We start from the raw sequence: 23881 nt of genomic DNA on the forward strand, positions 1-23881 counted from the left end.
CAGTTATAAACTATGAATAATACCGGTATATGAAACTGAATACTTATTTACTGCGACAAGTAATCTTGATATTCTGCTTGGCAATGGTTTCCGCCACCTGGGCACAAGATATAAAGAAGACAGTCATCAACAAAAAGACCGTCATCAACAAAAAGGTTGACGGAACACGGAAGACTCCCCCCCAAGTAAATGCTTCCAGAGAAACAGTCAAGAAAAAAAATAATTCCCAAACCGGAAAAGAAAAGAAACCGCAAACTGCAAAAAACAAAAGTGGCAAGAGCAATACAAATAGCAAGAAAGGTAAAATCAAACCTGCTACACAAGTAAACGGCCACTATGTTGCCTTGAAAACCAACATTCCTTTCGATGTACTTGCAGTACAGAATCTCGCCCTCGAAGTGCAAGTGCACAAACACATTACCATAGACCTCCCCGTAATGTGGAGCATCAGCGATATAGAGCGTGAACACGCAATACGCGGCATCGCTTTCCAACCGGAAGGACGCTGGTGGCTCAAAGAAGCAGGTACCGGACACTTTTTCGGACTACACACCCACGTAGCATGGTTTAATGCCAAGTGGGAAGACAACCGCTACCAAACCCGGAAACGCCCCCTTACCGGTGCCGGTATCAGCTACGGTTACAAGTTGCCTCTCTCTGCCCATTGGGGAGCAGAGTTCAATATTGGCGCAGGTTATGCCAACATGAAATACGACACTTTTTATAATATAGAGAACGGCGCCTGGCTGGAGACACACATCCGCCATTATTGGGGCATCACCCGTGCGGGTCTCTCATTAGTTTACCGTTTTTAAAAAGAAAGGAAGAAGCCATGAAAAAGAAAATAACAACATACTTTCTGTACCTTTTGCTACCCGCCCTGCTGACAGGTTGCCTATACGAGCACCCCATAATGACCGAAGATGGCGAGATAGGCGTAGACCCTACATCCGTAATACTGAATGCCAAACTAAAGCTCAATCTCAAAATGCCCGCAGCAGAAGAAGGCGGCACATCATTGTTACGCCCCACAGCAGGCGATGCTCCGCAGTATCGTCATCGTTTCATCATTGATGCCTATCTGGATCGCGTATTCGTGGCACGCCAAGTAGTTTATCAAGACATAGTAGACGGACGTGATGAAATCAGCCTGCCCGTCAGTATGAAGCTGCACGCACGCAACTATGAGATAGCCGTGTGGACAGACTACGTGCAAATGCCCGATGAAGCAGAAGGCATCACCGGAACGGAAGACTACTTTTACAACTCTACCGATAATCATCTGCTCACCGTATATGGCAGTGAAACCTATCGGGGCAACAACGAATACAAAGACGCTTTCTGCGGTAGTGCACAACTAGAGCTTGAACAGTATCGCGGCCAATGGAACACTCAAGTATCGCTCGACATGGAACTGGCACGCCCCGTAATGCGCTACGAGCTTGTGGCAAATGACGTACAGAAATTCCTTAAGCTCTTTACTGACGGCAAACTAACAGGCGACAGCTTCATAGCCCGTGTCAAGTATATCTCCTATCTCAAAATGGGTTATAATGTGCTGGAACGTATACCCCGGCATGGATTGATGTTCTTACAGCAGGAAAGAACCATCAAAAACAGCGTCCTGAAGGATAAAGACACCTACCCGCTGACTTTCGACTACGCATTTGCAGCATACGATGCAGTGACACGTATCCCTGTTACACTGGAAATTGTGGTAAACAAGAAAGTAGTGGCATCCACCACCTTCAACATTACCGGGCAGGCAGGAAAGAACACTACCATCACCTACGGATTCCTCACCGCCAACCCTGATGGTGGTATTGATTTCGACCCCGATTTTGATGGCAAAGAGGACATTATAGTACCGGTATATCCCACAGAATAATTTAACTAAGAGTATAAATAATTTATTAACCAACTAATATCACATTGATTATGAAAAAGAATTTCTTATTCGCAGTAATGGCATTTTTCATGGGATTGATAGCAACCTCATGTAGCCAAGACGAGATTATTTCGAGCAAAGACCAAACCGGAGGCGGTGCTATATCAATAGACGTAAATATTCCGGTGAACAATCCCGTGACACGTGCTGTGCCTAATATACCCCAAGGATATACGCTGCGTTGCATTCTTCAACTGATGAAGTCAGACGGCAGTGATGCTATCGGTAACAAAATTGTACAGGAAGTTCCGGCAGGAACTGAAAAGATAACTTTCACCTTTAATGCTCCAGACGAAGATTATAAATGTGCCTTTTGGGCAGACTATGTGAAACCGGCAGAAGAACAAGACCTTGCCGCAGCCGACAACATCTACAATACAGCTGACCTGAAAGCTATTGGCTACACAGCCAATGCCGGAAGCGAGATGTTCAATGGTGATGTGGCTGATGCTTTCTATGCTTGCTCACTGCCCCCTGCTACAGGCAATGGAGCACCCGCATCAATCACCCTGAAGCGTCCTTTTACTAAAATCACATTCAAGGACGGTCAATCAGCCTACACTGACTATACCAAGATTACAATAAAAGATTTGCCCGCCCCCACCGGTTTCAACGTAATGAGTGGAGAGACTGCCGGATATGCCGGTAAAGATGCTTATATAGATAGCAAAATATCTTCTTCCGAACTTGCTGTTGAGAGCGGAAAATGGTTTAGCGTATACCTATTTGCAAGCTCAAACAAGGGAAACTTAGGTGAAGGCAATGACATTGTATTCGAGCTGAAGAAAGACAATGGCGAAACCTGTAGAGAACTCAAATTGAACGGTGCAAGCATCACTCTGACAGAAAATGTAGAAGTAGAAGCAACCGTAGAGCCTAAAGAGGATAATGATACTTCAATAGATGTTATCTTCCCCGATGGAATGGTAGATCCAAATGCATTGGCTGTAGGTGACTATATTCTGAAAGACGGTACTTTTAGCAAAACATATTCAGACCAAGCTGTAGCTATTGTATGGAAATTGGTAACAGACGGCGGCGAAGCTGTAGGTGATGCAGCAGATAATTATACAGCAGAAGCCAATGGGACTGACATGACAAGCAAGAAGATTACAGGTTATGCATTCTCAATAGGCTATGTAAATCGCTCATATATAGTCAATAAAGAAAACACTGAAGAATACACTTTAGTCGCCAATACTACCGACCTTACAACAACTAATTATGCAGCACTTCAAAAATCTAACAATATAATTTCTACCTTTACCGGAAAGACTTCTGTTTTGTTTAATACAGCTTATCTTACATTCATTACGAATAATACCATCTCTTCAAATGACAACATTAGTAAATGGTATATCCCTTCTTGTAACCAATTATCAGATTTCCATACTGCCATATTGGGATATGGTGATACACCCGCCAATAAAGCAATTTCAGGAGCCTTTACCGCAGCGAATGCCACGATCATCAATCGAACTGGGGAAACGTACTTCATGTCAAGCACTCTAAGTGCAGACAATACAATGCCATGTATCGTCACTAAAACAGAAGATACTACGGATAAAACCCCTTTCATTTTTACACCGAAAACTATACAACTCAAATCAGATACACAGTTTGCTATCCGCCCCGTCCTCACCATCTTCGAAGGTATCAGCAAAGCACAATAAACAGCTGTAACCCGATAACAAGGTAATTAAGACAATAGGATAACATATATTATTTTTCCCACCCCCACCGTAAGTACGCGTGTGTGGGGTGGGTTCCCAGTTTAAACTTATCGTATGAGAACACAAATCTACACTCTTTGTCGCCATACCGCACACTTCTGCTTTATTGTGTTATTACTCTCACTCTTCGCCTGCCGTGACGATACGCCACCCGTTACCCCCCAAGAGCCCGACACCGAAGAAGAAGAGACTGCAGAACTATCCGATGCCTATCACGACAAAATACGTACTGCTCCCTACCCGAAAGCCAACAACGAACTTTATCTGAACCCGCCACCCCTTATCGTACCCCAAAGTATGAAGACCGGCGAGCGTCTGCTATTTGAACTCTCACCCAGCGAAAACTTTAGCAGCACGGAGACCATGCGCTCCGAAGCCGAAGAATGGTGCCTTTTCAACCCCCACCGTAAGTTGGAGACAGGTACTTGGTACTGGCGTTTCCGGCAAGCCGATGCCCAAGGTATCCCGCAAGGCGAATGGAGCGATACCTACCGCTTTGAGGTAACCGAAGAGACCCCTGCATTCGTCACCCCCGCATTCAACGCATTCAGTAGCAGCCTGCCCGCCAGGCATCCGCGCCTCTACTGCTACCTGGACCCGCAACTGGAAGAAGCACGCCGCCAAGCATCCAAGCACAGCGAATACCCCACCCTGCTGTCGCGCGCACAAAACGCCCTCAATGCCGACTATACAATGATAAATCCCAACGAAGACGCCGGCAGACTGGCAGGACACCTGCAAATGCTCTACGATGCCCTGCACCTGACCCAAGACACCAGATATAGCAACCGTATGCACCAACTGCTCCAGCAGATGATGGCGTACCCCATCAGCGATCGGCTACTGTTCGCTTCCAACTTCGGCGCTACTGACATCGCCATCTGCTACGCCCGCATCTACGATATGCTGTACAACGAATTGACAGCCGACGAACGTGCCGTTGCAGAAAATGTAATGATGCGCGTACTGCGTAAAAACTATTCCATGCACCGCGGTATGCAAGAGAACCACATCTTCGACAACCATTTCTGGCAACAGAATATGCGTATCACTTTCCAGTGTGCCTTCCTGCTGTATAACAAGCCCGCATACAGTGCCGAAGTGCTACCCATGCTGAAATACTACTACGAACTATGGACCGCCCGCGCCCCCGCCTCCGGCTTTAACCGCGACGGCGTGTGGCACAACGGTAGCGGATACTTCAATAGCAACCTCGAAACACTGCACTATATGCCGATGCTCTTCACATACGTCACCGGCACTGATTTCCTGCAACATCCCTGGTATCGCAACGCCGGGCGTTCAATGACCTACACATGGCCGCCCCGCTCCAAGAGCAGTGGCTTCGGAGACGGTAGCGAAAACGGAGACGAACCGGTGCGCCAGCGCGCTGCCTTCGCCGACTTCCTTGCCCGCGAGCTGAATGACCCATACGCCGGCTGGTACGCTTCAGAATGCGGTAACGCGCAAAACGACTACCTTTTCCGCCTCTACCGCATGTGCTCCACCCTCTGCTACCCCACCGACCTGCCTGCCGACGCTGCCAAGATGGTATGGTACGAAGACACGGGCGAAGTGGCGATGCACAGCTGCCTGACAGACACTGACCGCGACGTGAACCTGTCGTTCCGCTCCAGCACCTTCGGCTCGGGCAGCCACACCACCTCAAGCCAAAACGCCTTCAACCTATTGTTCAAAGGGAAAGAGATATACCGCAGTTCGGGCTACTACCTGCATTTCAGCGATGCCCACAACCTGATGTCCTACCGCCACTCGCGGGCACACAACACCATTCTGGTGAACGGTATCGGGCAACCCTACTCCACCAACGGCTACGGCAACATTATGCGCGCCCTCGAAGGCGAACACATCACTTACTGTCTGGGTGATGCCTCAAAAGCCTACTGCGGCATCTCGGACGACCCCATGTGGGTGGAGGCTTTCGAGAAAGCCGGCATCACCCAAACTCCGGAAAATGGTTTCGGTGAAACACCCCTCACCAAATACCGCCGCCACGTATTGATGCTTCATCCCGAAGGCATTGTCCTCATCTACGACGAACTGGAGGCTTCGGAACCCGTCGCCTATGACTGGTTATTACACAGTCCCTCACAACTGTCTCTCAACAAAGAGTTGCTCACCATTAACCATTACAGTCATGAGTTCGGTTATACAGCTGTGACCCAACTATTCTGCAACAATCCCGTCAATATGTCACTGACCGACCGATTTCTTGTCGCCCCCGATCCTGCTACCATGAAAAAAGGAAAATCATACCCCAACCAGTGGCACATGACGGCACGCATCGAAGGAGAGGCCAAGACCCGTATTCTTGCCGTAATACAAGCCAACGCCAGTGGTATCCCCCCTCAAATCATCCGCAAAACGGGTAATACGCTAACAATAGGCAAATGGACTGTCAATGCCGAACTGGACGCCTCGCAACCCGCTTCACTCAGCATAACCCATGCCGACACTCCCGTATATTTCAGCTACGGCAAGGAAAATCCAGTATTGAACGGAACACTTTATCCGAGAGAGAATACTATGTCATCCCTGCTTTACGATGCAATAAACGGTGAATACAAAGTGACAGAAATGAACGACCGGCTACCGGCAACTACCCGCGTAGCACGTTAACAACAGGATGATTGCTATTTTTCATCATCACAAATCTTCATTTTTGCGCATCATTTCGCAAAGATGAAGATTTAATTATTTATCTTTGTCTTGCAATCTTACTAAAAACTAACAGAATATGGCAAAGTACTTTATATTTCTTATAGCAAATATTGTCATACTATTGCTCCCCCTCCATGCACAGACACCCAAGCACATCAAGTTTATGCACATCGGAGTGAATGAAGGATTGTCACAAAATACAATCTTTGACATAGCGCAAGACAAACAGGGCAATATGTGGTTTGCCACCTATGACGGCCTGAACAAATATGACGGTTACGACTTCACCGCATATCAACACGATGAACAGAATCCGTACAGCATAGGAAGCAGCATTACCAGAACATGCCTGCTCGATTCGCAAGCCAATATATGGATAGGTACACAGGAAGGTTTGTCACTCTATGATACCTCACAAGACAAGTTCTATAACTACACTTTTCAAAGGGATAAAAAGAATATACCTGTTACCGGAATTGTAGAAATCAATGAAGGGCAGTTACTCCTACTATCAAATAAGGATGAAGATCTCTTGGTATTTAATACTGAAACCCGCCAATTCTCCGACAAGCCTCTGCATCCCTCGCTACTATCCGTATCGCCCACTACTGTCAGCAGGCAAGGAGACAATATATACATCGGAAGTTACAAAGGAGTATTCGTTTACTCAATCTCCCGCAATACGCTTGAGAAAATCATACCGGAAAAGTTGCAAGACAAACAAATACTCTCTATTTTACAGCAATCCCCTACATGCCTATGGATAGGTACAGAGGGAAGCGGATTGTACAAAGTCAATCCTCAAACAAAAGAATTAATCCATTATACTCATATCCCCGGAAAGAAAGGAAGTATCAGTTCCAACTATATCCGCTCCCTGGCACTCGACTCGGAAAATGTCTTATGGATAGGCGCTATCAATTCCCTGAACATCTATAATGAAGCAACCGATTCCTTTGACAGCTATGCCAGTAATGCGGAAGTAAGCGGAAGCCTCTCACAAGCATCTGTCCGTGATATTTTTATGGACACGCAAGGCGGAATGTGGTTAGGAACCTATTACGGCGGATTGAACTACTATCATCCGCTAAAAGACCGTTTTCATAATATCCGGTCCTTTGCAAAAGAAAATTCGTTGAATAGCAGCACTATAGGATGTATCAAGGAAGATGCGCAGAAAGGTATTTGGATAGGTACCAATAACGGCGGTTTGAACTACTATAATCCCCACACACATAAGTTCACCTATTATACACAAAAAGACGGACTTGAATCCAATGACATTAAAGCCATATACATCGATGAAGCACAGAATCTGGTCTACATCGGTACTCACACCGGAGGTCTCAGCATACTGCACCGTAACTCCGGCCGTATCGAAACGTTCAACAACAGGAATACGAGAAACCTATACGATATTCAGCCTGCCATCAACGGTGATTTATGGATAACCGGAATGACGGCTCTTCTGCGTTTTAACCCTCGACAGAAAACATTTACCCGCATAACCCATCAAAGTGACGGACGTCCTTTGGAGCAGAAGGAATCTACATATATATTACGCGACAGCAAGCAGCGCCTTTGGATAGGCAGCGAAAAAGGGTTGAACGTATATACAGAGGACAATAACGGATTGTTAGCCTGTCCCATACTGCCACACGACTTTCCGGTAAGGTCTAAAGCCGTCAACACCATATACGAAGCGCGAAACGGTATTTTCTGGATAGGAGCGCGAAACGGACTCTATCGCTTTGACGAAAGCAAAAAGGAGTATAAACAATATACCACTGCCAACGGACTTCCCAACAACGTCATACACGGAATATTGGAAGACGCAGACGGCAGACTGTGGCTAAGCACCAACAAAGGGCTGAGTCGTTTCCAACCCGAGACAGAGAAGTTCCGTAACTATACAGACAATGACGGGCTTCAAAGTAATCAATTTACAAATAATGCTTACTTCCAGACCACAGAAGGACAAATGTATTTCGGCGGCATCAACGGCATCACCACATTCCACCCGGAGCAGATAGTAGACAATCCATACACCCCTCCGGTTGTCCTCACCCGATTGCATCTGTTCAACAAGGCAGTTTCCCCTAATGATGACACCGGTCTGCTGAAGCAAGACATCAGCAGTACGAAAAGCATCACGTTATCGAGCAGGCAAACCATGTTTTCACTGGATTTCGTTGTATCGAACTACATATCAGGTAGCCATAACACATTCGCCTATATGCTGAAAGGGTATGACAAAGAGTGGTACTATACCAATACCCTGCGTACGGTATCCTACTCCAACCTCCCGGCGGGAACCTATTATTTCCTCGTAAAAGCCGCCAACAGCGACGGTAAATGGAATGAGACGCCGACAGAGCTGGAAATCGTGGTACTGCCCGTCTGGTACAAGACATGGTGGGCCATCCTGCTATTTATAGCTGCTTTCATTGCCATTACAATTTTCATATTCCGCTACTTCTGGATGCGCAAAAGTATGGAAGCCGAACTGCAAATGGAACGTGTGGACAAAGAGCGTCAAAAAGAGATGAATGAAATGAAGCTGCGTTTCTTCATCAACATTTCCCATGAGTTGCGTACTCCGCTGACATTGATTCTCGCCCCGGTACAGGAAATGATGGATAGAGTAAGCGACCGATGGCTGCACAAGCAACTGGAGCATGTACAGAAAAACACCAATCGGTTGCTGCATTTGGTGAACCAGCTAATGGATTATCGCCGTGCCGAATTGGGTGTGTTCAATCTGAAAGTACGTCCCAATCCGATACACAATGTCATTAAAAAAGACTTCTTGTTCTACGAACGTCTGGCAGAACGTAAGCAGATAACCTATAATTTCAACTCCAACACAGAAGGACGTGAGATTCTTTGCGATCCGGATTATTTGGAACTGATTGTAAACAACCTGCTTTCCAATGCCTTCAAATATACCGACGAGGGCAAGAGCATCACCGTAACCTTGCAGGAAGAGAACCGCGAACTCCTCCTCCAAGTGAAAGACACAGGAAACGGTATTCCCATAGACAAGCAGGGAAAGATATTCGAACGCTTCTACCAGATAGATAATGAACATCTGGGCAGCGGCATCGGTTTGTCACTGGTACAACGGCTTGTAGACCTGCATCACGGACGCATCGAATTGGAAAGCCGGGAAGGTGTCGGAAGTACATTCACCGTCTACCTGCCGACAGAGGAATCGGTCTATCTCCCGGAGGAAAGACAGACTGCGTCAGAACCCGTAGAAGAGCAGAGAGTCTACACCACCAATGACCGGAATATGTATGTAATCGACACGGAAACAAAAGAGGTTGCTGAGGAAACGCCCGAAAAAGAGGGACAACGTAAAGAGAACATCCTGATTGTAGAAGACAATGCGGATATCCGCCAATATCTCAGCGAAGAGTTGGGCAAGAGCTACCACATACTGACTGCCGAAAATGGTGAAGAGGCGTTATCCATCGTAAAAGAGCAAGAAATTGACCTCATACTGACCGACGTCATGATGCACGTTATGGACGGATTGCAACTTTGCAAACAGATAAAACAAAACTTGCGCACTTGTCATATCCCCGTTATCATACTGTCCGCCAAGACCGATTTGAAAGAACAGCTGGAGGGCTTGCAAGTAGGCGCGGATGACTATATCCCCAAACCTTTCTCTATGGCAGTGGTTACCGCAAAAATTAAGAATCTGTTCCGTACACGCCACCGTGCCATTGAGCATTATTCCAACTCATTGGAAGTGGAGCCGGAAAAAGTGGCACTCAATCCGATGGATGAAGAACTGTTGAAGAAAGCGATAGCTATCATGGAAAAGCATATGGATAATGTGGAGTTCTCGACCGATGAATTCGCACGTGAGATGTGTATGAGCCGCTCCAACCTGCACATCAAGATGAAAGCGCTGACAGGAGAATCTACCAATGATTTTATCCGCAAAATGCGTTTCAACCAAGCCACCAAATTACTGAAAGAGGGCAGATACACCGTAGCGGAAATCAGCGGAATGGTCGGTTTCAATACTCCGTCTTACTTCGCTACCAGCTTTAAAAAATATTTCGGCTGCCTGCCGTCAGAGTACGGAAAGTAGATTTTCAGACAAAAGTATAATGCAATTAGACAGAAGTGAGACAGGTTTATACTTGTCTCACTTTTTATCATACACCGTTATAACCGTTGAAATGCCAACTTGCCTATCTTTGTTTCAAACAAAAAGCAAGAACATTTACCATGAAAAACAGAAAGAAACTTCTGACCGTCTTATTATGCCTGTCCTATATAATCAATGTGCAGGCGCAGTATGAAAGCACCGGACAACCTACTTCCGATTACGAACTTTGGTATGATGAACCCGCAAACAACCAAGGCGGCGTAATTCTCCCTAATGAGTCCGAACGCCCTATCGATACGGATTGGGAACGTTGGTCGCTCCCTATCGGGAACGGTTACATGGGAGCAAGTATCTTTGGCGGTACAAGTACGGAAAGACTGCAGCTGACAGACAAGACCCTATACATACGCGGACTTTGGGGAGCCGAAACCCAAACCTCATTCGGCGATTTGTATCTGGATTTCTTCCATAATCTCCGTACCGATTATCGCCGAAGCTTGAATCTGAACAAAGGTATTGCCGAAGTCAGCTACGAATACCAAGGCGTAAAATACCATCGTGAATACTTCATGAGTTATCCGGACAATGTACTGGTCATCAAACTAACCGCCGACAAACCCGGAAAACTTTCTTTTACCGTTCGTCCCCAAATTGCCCACCTCGTTCCTTTCGGTCCCTTGCAACGTACGGACACTATGACCATAGGCTATTTAAGCGGTCCCACACAAACCCGCTTCAACTATAACGGACGTGAAGGCAAGGTCTTTGCCAAAGAAGATATGATTACTCTGAGAGGTAAAACAGAATATCTGAAACTGATTTATGAAGCGCAAATCAAAGTTATTCCGGTAAACGGAAGCATATCCGCCCGAAATGACACCAACGCAGACCACGGTACCCTCCGGGTAGAGAATGCCGATTCAGCCGTCATACTATTGGCTTTAGGAACCAATTACCGATTAACGCCGCAAGTATTCTCCAACAAACCTGCCGAAAAACTGAAAGGCTGTCCTGACCCGCATACGGAAATATCCCGACGCCTCATCAAGGCCGCCCAAAAAGGCTACGACCAATTACGCGCTGCACACATCAACGACTTCTCCTCCCTCACCGGACGGGTACAGCTGAATATCGGCAAGAAAAGCCCCCTCACTACCGACCGCCTGTTGGCAACCTATAAACAAGGGAAGCAAGACCCCTATCTGGAAGAGCTCTTCTTCCACTACGGCCGCTACCTGCTTATCAGCAGCACCCGTAAAGGAGCATTGCCTCCCACCCTGCAAGGAGTCTGGAACCAGTATGAACTGGCCCCATGGAACGGAAACTATACCCACAACATCAATATACAAATGAACTACTGGCCTGCCTTCAACACCAATCTGATAGAGCTTTTCGAAAGTTACGCGGATTTCCATAAGGCCTACAAGCCCATGGCAGAACAGTTTGCATCGAAATACATCAAGATACACCATCCGCAGCACTTCTCCGACGAACCCGGCGGCAATGGCTGGACCATGGGCACAGGCGCAGGAGCTTATATGGTAGGAATGCCCGGCGGACATTCCGGTCCCGGCATGGCAGCCTTCACCTCGAAACTTTTCTGGGACTATTACGCCTTCACCAATGACAAACAAATCCTGAAAGAGACAGCCTATCCCGCAGTGCTGGGAGTGGCCAACTTCCTGAGCAAAGTCACTGCCGACACACTCGGCTTCCTGCTTGCCACTCCCTCCGCCTCACCCGAACAATATGCCAAAGCCACCAAGCGTCCTTATCCTACCATCGGATGCGCTTTCGACCAGCAGATGATATATGAAAACCATCAGGACGCCATCCGTGCCGCAGCCTTACTGGGCGACCGCAACAAAAACATCCGTCTCTTTAAGGAACAAAGCAAACGGCTGGATCCCGTACAGATAGGCAATTCCGGTCAAATCAAAGAATACCGCGAGGAAAAACATTACGGTGATATCGTACTGGAACAGAACCACCGCCACATCTCACATCTTATCGGCCTCTATCCCGGTACGCTAATCAATGAGAATACCCCCGCATGGCTGGATGCAGCCAAAGTGACGCTCAACCGTCGCGGTGATGTTTCCACCGGTTGGTCTATGGCACACAAAATAAATCTTTGGGCACGTGCCAAAGAGGGGAACCGCGCACATGACCTCGTAGCCGCCTTGCTCACAACGGGCATTCACGAAAATCTTTGGGCAACCTGTCTTGCCGTCCTCCGTTCGCCTTTCCAGATTGACGCCAACTTCGGCGGAACAGCCGGTATCGCAGAAATGCTGCTGCAAAGCCATGAAGGCTATATACATATCCTGCCCGCCCTGCCGGATGTATGGAAGAACGGTTCATACAAAGGACTCACCGCACGCGGCAACTTCGAAGTATCCGCTAACTGGAAGGGAGGGATGCTTATACAAGCTGAGATTCTGTCCAAACAGAATGGCGCCTGCATTTTAAAACATCCCAACATTACCTATGCAGTACTGAAAGATACCGCAGGTAAAGCGATAAAATACAAGCCGATAGGTAAAGACAAAATATCATTCCCGGCAAAAGCCAACCAAACATACATACTAAGTAATGTGCCGCAACGCAAAGTAGCGGCAGCCCCACAGGACTTAAAGGCGGGCTTCGATGGGAACACCGTTTCCCTGCAATGGACACCCGCCAAAGATGCTGCCGCCTATGCCATATATCGCACTCGCGGTAACAACCCCGACTACGAACTGATAGCAACCGATGTAAAGCAACCGACCTATAAATACACCGCACCGGAACTCAAAGACACCGACTATCTGGTACTCAAAGTGGTATCACTCGACAAGGGAGGTAATGAGGGAAAAGGAACGGCTACCTGCATTGAAAAGAAATAAGACTCATTAAATAAAGAAAAGGCAATGAATATTGCCTTTTTTCTTTCATATCTGTCACTGTTACACAAAATCAAAAGCACTTTGCACAAAAGTGCAAGCGCTTTATACTTATATAATAAATCATTTGACGACATAGAAAGTCGTTTATATATCGATACGATACCTTTGCTACCGTTGACTGAGAATCATTTCAAAAACAATATAACATGAAAAAACGACTTTTACTCTTCTTAACATTCTGCCTGGCACTAACTACGGTTCAAGCAGAAAACATCTGGCGTATCCACGAAAATGAACGGGAAACACCGTATCCGCAACAGGAGCACACCTTATATATAAACCCTTCGCCGCTACTGGTTCCCAAAAGCATGAAGCAATCGGACTTCCTGCAATTCCAACTATCCCGAAGCGAAAACTTCTCGGATGCAAGTAGCGTACTGTCCCAACCCAAACCTTGGTGTATGTTCAATCCGCACAAAATATTGGAAAACGGCATATGGTACTGGCGCGTACGTTCAGTGAGCAAGGAAGGCAAAGAATTTCCTTGGAGCAAGACGTACAGCTTCACCGTAACCGGAGATATACCGCAATTCGTCACGCCCGAAGCCAACGTTTTTCTGAATAACATTCCCCAAACATACCCTCGCATCTATTGTTTCCTGAACGACAATCTGAAAAAGGCTCGCAAGAAAGTACGCTCACATCCGGAATTCGAGAATATGATTGCCGATTCGCGCAATGCGCTCGGTTCAAACTATACCAACGACACCAAGCCCTACAGGCAAATCACCCGTATGGCTGCCGAGTGCGACATCCTGAATACCGCCTACCAAATGTTGCAATTGGATGTTTATGCAGAAAAAATGGTACAGAACGTACGCTGCCTGCTGGCAGTAGAACCCGACCGGAAAGTCATCGGCAATGACTTTAACGCAGGTGAGCTGATTTATATGTTAGCCTGTACCTACGAGAACTGTTACGACCGCTTCAGCGCACAAGAGCGCAAACAGATGGAAAGCATCATCATGGATGTACTGTCACTCTACTATAAAAGCCACATTTTAGCGAACGAAGAAACCCATATCTTCGACAACCACTTCTGGCAGTTTGCTTTCCGCCACTTCATGCAAGCCGCATTAGTCATGTACGATAAATATCCGCTTGCCAAAGAATATCTGGAATACAGCTATGAACTGTGGACGGCGCGCGCCCCGGCATCCGGTTTCAATCGCGACGGCTCATGGCACAACGGTACAAGTTATTTCAGCGCCAACGCTGTTACCTTGTCCTATGTACCCGCCTTGTTCAGCTACCTGACAAATACGGACTTTATGCAGCACCCCTGGTATAAGAACGCCGGCATCGGTATGCTGTACAGCTGGCAACCCAAATCACTGAGTGCCGGTTTCGGTGACGGACACGAGAAGAGCAATCCGAAGCCTCTGCGCATCCGCAGCGCCTTTGCCGACTTCATGGCACGTACCACCGGCGACCCTTATGCCACATGGTATTCGTCTATCAACAACCGTTATAAAGCGGAAACAGAAACCCGCCTCTACCGCATGGCGTGTGGCAAGCAGCGTCCCCGACAAGCCGAACTGCCGTCGGATGCCCCCAAAGCCGTATGGTTCAAAGACACAGGCGAGATGATAGCCAACAGTAACCTGAAAGACTATAAACATAACATCAGTCTCAGTTTCCGTTCCAGCCCGTTCGGTTCCGGCAGCCACACGCATTCCAACCAAAACGCTTTCAACCTGCACTACGGCGGAAAAGCCATTTATCATGCAGTAGGTCATTACATGAATTTTGCCGACCCGCACAACCTGTTATCTTACCGCCATACACGCGCCCACAACACCATATTAGTAGACGGTATCGGGCAACCGTTCACCACACGTGCCTATGGAAACATTGTGCGTATGTTCAACGGAGAGCATATATCCTATGCCTTGGGAGATGCCTCCAACGCCTATTGCGGCATCAGTGAATACCCCATGTGGCAAAAGAACTTTGCCAACCACAATCTTGAACAGTCGCGCGAAAACGGTTTCGGAGAAACTCCACTTAAGAAGTATCGCCGTCATATCTTCCTGTTGCATCCCAACATTGTAGTTATCTACGACGAGCTGGAAGCGGACAAAGCCGTAAGTTGGGATTGGTTGCTGCACAGTCCGGTTAAATTCCAAATAGACGAGGCAACAGCAACACTGACAACCCATAACAAAAGAGACAAATATACTTCTGTTGCCCGCCTGTTCAGCGAACAGAGATGCACCATCAGCCAAACAAACAAGTTTATAGCCGAGCCTAACAAAAAGATAGGTGTACGCGGTGAAGACTTTACCGCCCCCTGGTCGCTAACAGCCAGCTACGAACCCTGCAAGATGAACCGTATTCTTACTATCATTCAAGTGGAAGCGAACGAAAACCAGATGGTAAACATAGAACGTACCGGCAACAATTTCCAATGCGGTGACTGGACGATTGAAGCGGAATTGAATGCCAAACGTCCGGCAAGTTTGTACATCCGGAACAGCCGAACACAGGCAACCTTCAGCTACGGAAAAGAAAAGCCGATGATAAACGGTAAGGTGTACGAAGGTAAAGAAAAAGATTTCTCTATCTTATACGATAGTTTTAACGGCAAATGGGCAGTACAAGAAATGAAGGACAGACCCGCACAGGTGACTGGAAGAGTAAGGTAGCAGGCTTATCTAAACACATATTTTATCAATTTATACAATCATGAAAAAAAGACTTGTATCTCTAATAGCAGGACTCGGTTTGTCCTTTGCCCTCTATGCGCAGGAAAAACTGCCTGAGCATATAGAATGGGAAGGCAACGAGCCCAATGGTAAAATGACATTGCTTCAAAACGGGAAACGTGTAAAATATACCTGCAAAGACGGTAAAGTAAAGGTTATATTGCCACAAGGGCTGAAAAATGAAGCATTGGCTTTCAGCTTCAAAGTAAAAAAGTAACATTTTTTTGCTGTTTCCTGTATAAATACTACAATATTAAGTTTTCCTTAAACAGCATTGAACTTGTTTTCTACAGAAATATAGTATTTTCAAACAGAGAAGAAGCCTATTAAAATGCCAATTTACTTATTTTGCCAACGTTAACCAATACTGTTGGCAAAATAAGTAAACTTTTTTCAGTAAACCTTTTTAAAGTATAATCCATGAACATCAAAACCCTACTTTTTGCACTCTCTTGCTGTACACTTACCGTCCAGGCACAGCATGACGACTTCGGTCAGGATGCCCTTATCAACCCAAGCGCGTCCACCTTCAACTTCGACATAGCATCAGGTCCCATAGAACCTACCGATGCCTCTATTGCAGCGCACTATCAATGCCCCGAATGGTTTCGTGACGCCAAGTTCGGTATCTATATGCACTGGGGGGTCAACTCCGTTCCGGGCTATGACGGCCATTACGGCAGATGGATGTACTGGTATCAGGAACCGGACTCAGGGCTACGCAAATATCCCATACTGGGATACAGGGCACATGCACCCAAAGTATACCAACATCACCTGAAAACTTACGGACATCCTTCCAAATTCGGCTACAAAGACTTTATACCGATGTGGAAAGCCGACAAGTTCAATGCAGATTCACTGGCAGCCTTCTACAAAGAAATTGGTGCCAAATTTATCGGTGTAATGGCTGTCCACCACGATAACTTCGACCTGTACGATTCAAGCCACCAACCTTGGAACTCTGTAAATATGGGTCCCAAACTGGACATTGTGGGTGCATGGCAGAAAGCATGCAAGAAGGCGGGCGTTCATTTTGCCATTTCCTCCCACCTCAGCAACTACTGCCATGAACATATGTTCTACCAGGGTACTAATGCCGACCCCGAAGGGTCCTATGCCGGAGTGCCTTATGATTATATGAATCCTGCCTACGAAGGTCTGTACGGCAAACGTACCCCGGACCGCATCATGCGACTGGAACCCGAATTCGCACAGTCATGGTACCTCAGAACCAAAGAGCTGATAGACAAATACGAACCCGAACTACTTTACTTCGACGGTCCGCTGCCTAATGGCATCTATGGGCAACAACTGGCTGCGCATTTCTATAACAAGAACCTGTCGCGCAAAGGCATACAAAACGGTGTACTCACCATTAAGAGAGTGAGAGAAGGATATACACTGGACCGCGAATGTTCCGGCGTAGATGATTTGCAGAAAAATCCGTTCTTGGTAGATACGACGGTAAACCCCGGCTGGTTCTACATGGGAAACTCGCTGAACATCAGCAAAGACGGTGGAGACGCAGGTATGGGTTCGGTTATTCAGGGAAAGACCAAAGACAAACTGCGCATGACTGCAGGACAGATTGTGGACAACCTCGTGGATATTGTCAGCAAAAACGGCAATATGATGCTCAATGTAGGATTGCGCGCAGACGGCAGCCTGCCCGAAACATTCCGGGACGAACTTGTAAAGATAGGCAACTGGCTGAAACTAAACGGTGAAGCCATCTACAATACCCGGCCTTTCAAGGTGTATGGTGAAGGAACATTCAGTATGAACGCTACGACCGGTAAGAAAAAATATGCGGACTACCTGTATGCCTTCACCGCAAAAGACATACGTTTCACCACCAAGAAGAATACGATATACGTCCTTACGCTGGATTGGCCCGGAAACGGAAAAACCGTCAAGATACAAAACCTGAACAGCAAAGAAATAAAGAACATCAAATCCATCTCATTCCTTGCATCAGGAGAACAGGTGAAATGGAAACAAGATGAAAGCGGATTGTATATCACAACTCCGTCCCAACCCATAGGAGAATACGCCTATGCTTTCAAAGTAATAACCAAATAAACATAATTCATATGAAATTTCTGATTACTATATTCCTTATTTTATCGGCTCTGATAGACATTTCCAATGCAAATGCCCAATCGGCAAGTATAGAAAATAATCTGCTCACCTTGCGAATACACAAGCAACAGGTTGCAGTAGAGAGTAAAAAGTGTCCTGACCTAAAAGTAAAAAACATACTTTTACCGGGACAAATAGTTTCCTCCGGGAAGGCAGAAACAACTGATAATTTGTGGGGAAAAGGACAATCATTAGAAGCTCATTACAACGACGGACGTAAGGTTACATTCACCCTATATGACAACAATCCCTTTCTCTACATCCATACGGTAGTAAAGAACGAATCAGGACAGGATATACGGGTGAATCGTCTGGAAATAGCATCCGTAGAAATGAGTATAGGTGAGATGAGCAAGCCGTTGAACACTTTGGGAAGTGGCGGATTTGCCCCTGCCCAACAGGCACAGGGAAGTTACACCTACACTCTATTAGCCGAGCCCGATAGCCGGCATTCCATTCTAACTGCCTGGCTGACACAGAAACAAGGTATAGGATTAATGACTCCGAAGTTGGACAAAAGCAAGAAAACATACAAAGTAAAAGCCGAACTGGAATTCGGCAATTATTTGGTAAGAAACGGTAAAGAAAGAGACACCGATATCCTACTGATAGGCTTTTTCGAGGATGGAAGAGAAGGACTGGAATTATATGGAGATTATCTTGCCAAAGCATATCGTATACAGCTACCGTCCAAACCGGAAATCTATTGTACTTGGTATCACCGTAACCTAAGCGGTTCAGGCGCTTCCACCGAAAAACTATTATTGGAAAATGCCGATTTTGCAAGAAAAGAATTAGCTGCCTTCGGTCTGAACACATTCCAAATTGACGACCATTGGCAAAGTTCCATGGAAATGCCCAAAACAGAATTGGGGACAGGCCCTTTAAAAACTTTTGCTGAAAATAATTCCAACTTCCCTTCAGGCATGGAACATACCGCAAAACATCTGGAAAAGAAAGGTTTTACTCCCGGGCTTTGGTTCATGCCTTTTTCCGGTGACGTACACAATCCGTATTTTCCTAAAGAAATCTTCGCGAAACACCGTTGGACAGATACTCCTTATGAAGTAAAGAAATGGTCGGGAACCTGCATAGACGCCACAAGTCCGGCAGGTGAGATTTTTTTGCGGGAACGTTTTAAAAGAATCTATAATTGGGGATATCGCTATTACAAAATTGACGGATTGCACACCGGTGCACCTTCCGAAAACATCTATATAAACAGAAGCTATGATGGAATACCTGTTTATGGAGATGCACGCCTTTACAATGATGAATACACTTTCACACAATGTTTCCGTAAAGGGCTTTCTATTTTAAAAGAAGAAGCTCCGGGCGTTTTCCTTTTAGGATGCGCCGCAACTCAGAACATGAGTTCTTTGGGGGCATCCTTCGGTATGGTGGATGCCATGCGTGTAGGCCCCGACAACGACGGTGCCATACAGGGAGTATGGGGAAAAACCACAGCCGGAGCCGACTATGCAGGCAACCTATACTTCCTGCACAACAAAGTCTGGTACAACGATCCCGACCCTTACTTTGTACGCAACTCCAACCCGTTGAACAAAACACGCTGGATGGTATCTTGGCAGGCTGTTTCAGGAGTAATGAACACTACCAGTATGCAATATTCCGAACTGGAGCCCGAACGCTTGGACATAATAAAACGTGCACTGCCCACCCACAATCTGAATGCCCGTCCAATAGATATCCTTGAAAGTAATAAGCCTCAAATCTGGATGGTAAAAAATGACAGGCTAATCGTCTTGGGGTTGTTCAACTGGAATGAACAAAGACACACAAAAATTGATTATGGTTTGGAACGAATGGGACTGAAGAGTTCTGAGAACTACGAACTGTTCGACTTTTGGGACAATAAGTATTTAGGAAATATCAAAGGGAAACTTTCCCAAACACTGGACCCTGCATCCTGCAAAGTGTTGGCAGTACGCCCAAGCAAGTCTCATCCACAGGTTATCAGCACATCCCGGCACATTACTCAAGGACTGATGGATATAAAAGAAGAATCATGGAATCCCGACAGACAAATCCTATCCGGAACAAGTAAAGTTGTAAAAGGGGATAAATATGAACTACGCATTATAGTACCCGAAAAGTTCGCCATCAGAAGTGCAAAAAGTAATGGCGGCAAAATGTTTATCCAAAAGGAAGGAAAGCTGGTACGAGTGTCATTTATTCCTCAAAAATCCGGAACTATCAATTGGAATATAGAATTCAAATAACCCGCATTAACATTGAATGCAGAACTTAAATCACAAATACAAATAATCCGCTTTTTGTCATCACTCATCACTTTTGCAGTTAACTGCCTATGAGTATGGGCATTTGCGAGTGATAAGAACCATTACAACGGTGACGACCCACAGCTGGTCGTCACCGTTTTTTTTGCGTCTTTCTTACGATATTATGCTGTAACTTCCTTATTCACAGCCCTTACATACACCTTATGCGACCCTTGTCCCAATGTTGTTAAAATACCTTTCTCCACCAACAAATTGAGGTCGTTCAGCGCTTTATTCTTCAAAAGCCCCGTAATTCCGCTGTAATCCTTGCGGGTAATGAACGGATTCGCCTCCAAAAACACGCACAGGCGGCGGTAACGTTCCGCACTGCTGATGTCCACACTATGCCGGAAACCGTACCCTGCCCTGACACGTTCCACAAATCCCGCACACTGTTTGCGGAAACCGGGAGATACACGGAAATGCACCTTGCCGAAGAATACCGTCTGCGCATGGATTTCTTTTTTGTCCATGACGGGACGCGCCGCCAGTCCCGCCGAGAAATGCCCCATATCTCCCAACTGCACATGATGCCCTTCGGACAGGTAGTAGGAGATGCGGTCTTCCAATGCCGCCAGCAGTCCCTCGATGTCTCCGGGGGTGAAGCTGGTTGCCTGCGATATGTCGCTAATCAGACGTTTCGTGGTGATAGTACCCTTGTTCACGATGCGGGGGTACATGGGTTGTAACTCGCCGTCCCCTTTCGGGTTGGGCTTTCTTTGGAAGTCATACTCTGCTGCCATTGTTCTTTTTGTTTTTAGTTTCTATTTCTAAAATCGCACCGTTGGTTTTCTACGTCAGCCTCATCGAAAATGCCGGTATGCCTATGGCAAAACCCCGATATGCTTATAACAAAACCTCGTTTTACAGTTGCGGGCTCTCCGGTTGGCAGTTGCGGGCCGTCGGGCACGCAGTTGGAGGCTCTTCGGCCCGCAATTGGAAAACGAGGTTTTAGTACTTGTAAAGATACAAAATCCACAAGGCAAAGTCAAGTTTCAGACGATATATTTTTCAATTTTTCTTATTTATTTCCGGTGACGGGCAAGGAGGATAATTCTCAAAACAAAAGGACGTATTTACTTGCTTTCAGCCCATTTTATGCGTACCTTGCAGACGCTAAGAGAGACGCTCTTATCCTCAACAATTTTCAAAACAAACAACATCGGATGAAAATTACCTTTATCAAGGAAAACCGTGACGCAGGCACGGAAAGTATCAGCACCTGCGATACAGACACTTTTATTGCCAAAATCAAGTCGGAAACCAAAGCCCGGTATGTCAGCGGATTGCGTGCCATGCTGGAATATACGGGCCGCACCGACGGCGGAGCATACGAATCCGTCGACAGGCTTCCCCGCATATGCCCCGCCATGGAGTACGGCCGTACCCGCGAGGGAGAGCGGCGGATGAAGCGCTACAACGGCATCGTGCTGTTGGAAGCGGGCGGGCTATCCGGACTGTCCGAAGTGGAACAGGTGAAAGAACAGGCGGCATTGCTACCCCAGACTTATGCCGCTTTTGCGGGAAGCAGCGGACGGAGTGTAAAGATATGGGCGCTGTTCGCCCTGCCGGACGGCAGGTTGCCGCAACGGGAAGAAGAGATTGCCCTGTTTCATGCGCACGCCTACCGCATGGCGGTGCAGTGTTACCAACCCCTGCTTCCGTTTCCCCTCACACTGAAAGAACCTTCGCATAACGATACTTTCCGCATGACGCTGGACGAGACGCCCTATTTCGCCCCCGATGCCGTTCCTTTCTGTCTTGAACAGCCGGTGACGATGCCCGGCGAACAGACATTCGGCCAACACAGGCTGGCGGAGAAAAATCCTCTGAAGCGGTTGCAGCCGGGCTATGAATCTTCGCAGACCTTCACCTTCTTGTTTGAAGCGGCGCTGAACCGTGCACTGGACGAGGTGGAGAACTGGCGGAGAGACCGCGACGACTTCCAACCGCTGCTCATCCCCATAGGCGAGCAATGCTTCGGGAGCGGCATCCCCGAAGAAGAAGCCGTCCGGCAGGTAATGATACACTACCGCAGGCAGGCGGATGAACAGACGGTGCGCGCCACGCTGCACAACCTCTACCGCGAATGCCGGGGATTCGGCAAGAAGCCCGTCCTCACGCCCGAACAGTGTACGGCACTGAAACTGGACGAGTTCATGGAACGCCGCTATGAATTCCGGTATAACCAGCTGATGGGCGACTTGGAATACCGCCAACGCGATTCCATCCACTTCTATTTTCATGTAATGGACCAGCGCGCACGCAACAGCGTGGCTATGGATGCCCTGCAGGAGGGATTGCGTGTATGGGACAGGGACGTGAACCGCTACCTTACCTCCAACCGCGTGCCGTTGTACAATCCCGTCGAGGAATATCTGTCCGGTGTAGGCCGTTGGGACGGGAAAGACCGCATCCGCGCGCTGGCCGATTTGGTTCCCTGCAACAACCGGTATTGGCGCGAACTGTTCTACCGCTGGTTTCTGAACATGGTGGCGCACTGGCGGGGACTTGGCAACAAGATGCACGCCAACAGCACGTCACCGTTGCTGATTGGTGCGCAGGGCTACCGCAAGTCCACCTTCTGCCGCATCATCCTTCCGCCGGAACTGCGCTTCGGCTATACGGACAGTCTGGACTTCGGAAGCAAGCGGGACGCGGAGATGTATCTGGGCCGTTTCCTGCTGGTGAACATCGACGAATTCGACCAAGTGAGCATCCATCAGCAGGGATTCTTGAAACATCTGTTGCAGAAGCCCGTCGCCAACCTGCGCAAGCCCTACGGAAGCAGCATTCAGGAAATGAGGCGGTATGCGTCGTTTATCGGTACGAGCAACCATAAAGATTTGCTGACGGACAGTAGCGGCAGCCGCCGTTTTGTCTGTGTGGAGGTGACGGCTCCCATTGACACGAATGTGACGATAAACTACCGCCAACTCTATGCGCAAGCCATGCAAGCCGTCAGGAACGGCGAACGTTACTGGTTTGACGACGAGGATGAGTCTGTCTTGAAGGAGACAAACCGGGAATTCGAACAAATCAGCCCGATTGAACAAATGTTCCATTGTTACTTCCGCTTGCCGGAAGAAGGAGAAGAAGGGATATGGATGTCGCCGATACAGATATTGGAGTATTTGCATACAAAGAATAGTAACATAAAGTTCACAGAAGGTTATTCAAAGCATTTCGGACGGATATTAAAAAAGAATAGTTTGGAAAGCAGGCACACCAACAAAGGAACTGTTTATCGAATTGTAAAATCCTGATATTCTATTTTCAGAAGTG

The 23881-nt window shown here is 47.2% G+C and carries 11 protein-coding genes and 1 pseudogene; 11 read left to right on the top strand and 1 reads right to left on the bottom strand.

What is annotated here, in order from left to right; translation table 11 throughout:
- Positions 1 to 29 precede the first annotated feature (29 nt).
- The 10 genes and pseudogenes from DW121_RS06310 (at position 30) to DW121_RS06355 (ending at position 20536) form a co-directional block, all read left to right on the top strand.
- Positions 30 to 815 carry a DUF3575 domain-containing protein gene (locus DW121_RS06310; protein ID WP_118323316.1) on the top strand — a complete coding sequence of 262 codons (786 nt, stop codon included), beginning with the start codon at positions 30 to 32 and terminating at the stop codon, positions 813 to 815.
- 17 nt (positions 816 to 832) lie between these two features.
- Positions 833 to 1888 (top strand): DUF6562 domain-containing protein, encoded by a 1056-nt coding sequence (locus DW121_RS06315; protein ID WP_118323317.1) that lies wholly within the window; start codon positions 833 to 835, stop codon positions 1886 to 1888.
- A gap of 50 nt (positions 1889 to 1938) precedes the next feature.
- Entirely contained in the window at positions 1939 to 3621 is a 1683-nt protein-coding gene (locus tag DW121_RS06320; protein ID WP_118323318.1) for a DUF6562 domain-containing protein, read from the top strand.
- 114 nt (positions 3622 to 3735) lie between these two features.
- Positions 3736 to 6321: a DUF4962 domain-containing protein gene (locus tag DW121_RS06325; protein WP_118323319.1), complete on the top strand. Its 2586-nt coding sequence runs from the start codon at positions 3736 to 3738 to the stop codon at positions 6319 to 6321.
- Between the two features lie 118 nt (positions 6322 to 6439).
- Entirely contained in the window at positions 6440 to 10471 is a 4032-nt protein-coding gene (locus DW121_RS06330; protein WP_118323320.1) for a two-component regulator propeller domain-containing protein, read from the top strand.
- A gap of 140 nt (positions 10472 to 10611) precedes the next feature.
- Positions 10612 to 13380: a glycosyl hydrolase family 95 catalytic domain-containing protein gene (locus DW121_RS06335; protein WP_118323321.1), complete on the top strand. Its 2769-nt coding sequence runs from the start codon at positions 10612 to 10614 to the stop codon at positions 13378 to 13380.
- A 206-nt stretch (positions 13381 to 13586) separates the two neighbouring features.
- Entirely contained in the window at positions 13587 to 16088 is a 2502-nt protein-coding gene (locus DW121_RS06340; protein ID WP_117710848.1) for a DUF4962 domain-containing protein, read from the top strand.
- 85 nt (positions 16089 to 16173) lie between these two features.
- Positions 16174 to 16365: pseudogene (locus tag DW121_RS06345) on the top strand (alpha-L-fucosidase); the annotation flags it as partial.
- 203 nt (positions 16366 to 16568) lie between these two features.
- Positions 16569 to 18233: an alpha-L-fucosidase gene (locus tag DW121_RS06350; RefSeq protein WP_118323322.1), complete on the top strand. Its 1665-nt coding sequence runs from the start codon at positions 16569 to 16571 to the stop codon at positions 18231 to 18233.
- An 11-nt stretch (positions 18234 to 18244) separates the two neighbouring features.
- On the top strand, positions 18245 to 20536 hold the full coding sequence (locus DW121_RS06355) for an alpha-galactosidase (RefSeq protein WP_117710850.1): 2292 nt from the start codon (positions 18245 to 18247) through the stop codon (positions 20534 to 20536).
- A 182-nt stretch (positions 20537 to 20718) separates the two neighbouring features.
- On the opposite strand, the gene DW121_RS06360 is transcribed toward DW121_RS06355, so the two are convergent.
- Positions 20719 to 21339 carry an HU family DNA-binding protein gene (locus tag DW121_RS06360; protein WP_118323323.1) on the bottom strand — a complete coding sequence of 207 codons (621 nt, stop codon included), beginning with the start codon at positions 21337 to 21339 and terminating at the stop codon, positions 20719 to 20721.
- Positions 21340 to 21762: 423 nt separating this feature from the next.
- Between DW121_RS06360 and DW121_RS06365 the strand changes: the two genes are divergently transcribed.
- Positions 21763 to 23862, top strand: coding sequence for a VapE domain-containing protein (locus DW121_RS06365; protein ID WP_118323324.1), 2100 nt, complete (start codon positions 21763 to 21765; stop codon positions 23860 to 23862).
- Positions 23863 to 23881 lie beyond the last annotated feature (19 nt).

This window comes from Bacteroides sp. AM10-21B (assembly GCF_003472565.1).
In the GTDB taxonomy this organism is placed as follows: domain Bacteria; phylum Bacteroidota; class Bacteroidia; order Bacteroidales; family Bacteroidaceae; genus Bacteroides; species Bacteroides propionicigenes.

What these genes read in the sequence shown, in the direction of transcription:
- DW121_RS06330 (WP_118323320.1), top strand. Translation starts at nt 6,440, where the DNA reads ATGGCAAAGTACTTTATATTTCTTATAGCAAATATTGTCATACTATTG.
- DW121_RS06360 (WP_118323323.1), bottom strand. Translation starts at nt 21,339, where the DNA reads ATGGCAGCAGAGTATGACTTCCAAAGAAAGCCCAACCCGAAAGGGGAC.
- DW121_RS06320 (WP_118323318.1), top strand. Translation starts at nt 1,939, where the DNA reads ATGAAAAAGAATTTCTTATTCGCAGTAATGGCATTTTTCATGGGATTG.
- DW121_RS06335 (WP_118323321.1), top strand. Translation starts at nt 10,612, where the DNA reads ATGAAAAACAGAAAGAAACTTCTGACCGTCTTATTATGCCTGTCCTAT.
- DW121_RS06310 (WP_118323316.1), top strand. Translation starts at nt 30, where the DNA reads ATGAAACTGAATACTTATTTACTGCGACAAGTAATCTTGATATTCTGC.
- DW121_RS06350 (WP_118323322.1), top strand. Translation starts at nt 16,569, where the DNA reads ATGAACATCAAAACCCTACTTTTTGCACTCTCTTGCTGTACACTTACC.
- DW121_RS06325 (WP_118323319.1), top strand. Translation starts at nt 3,736, where the DNA reads ATGAGAACACAAATCTACACTCTTTGTCGCCATACCGCACACTTCTGC.
- DW121_RS06340 (WP_117710848.1), top strand. Translation starts at nt 13,587, where the DNA reads ATGAAAAAACGACTTTTACTCTTCTTAACATTCTGCCTGGCACTAACT.
- DW121_RS06365 (WP_118323324.1), top strand. Translation starts at nt 21,763, where the DNA reads ATGAAAATTACCTTTATCAAGGAAAACCGTGACGCAGGCACGGAAAGT.
- DW121_RS06355 (WP_117710850.1), top strand. Translation starts at nt 18,245, where the DNA reads ATGAAATTTCTGATTACTATATTCCTTATTTTATCGGCTCTGATAGAC.
- DW121_RS06315 (WP_118323317.1), top strand. Translation starts at nt 833, where the DNA reads ATGAAAAAGAAAATAACAACATACTTTCTGTACCTTTTGCTACCCGCC.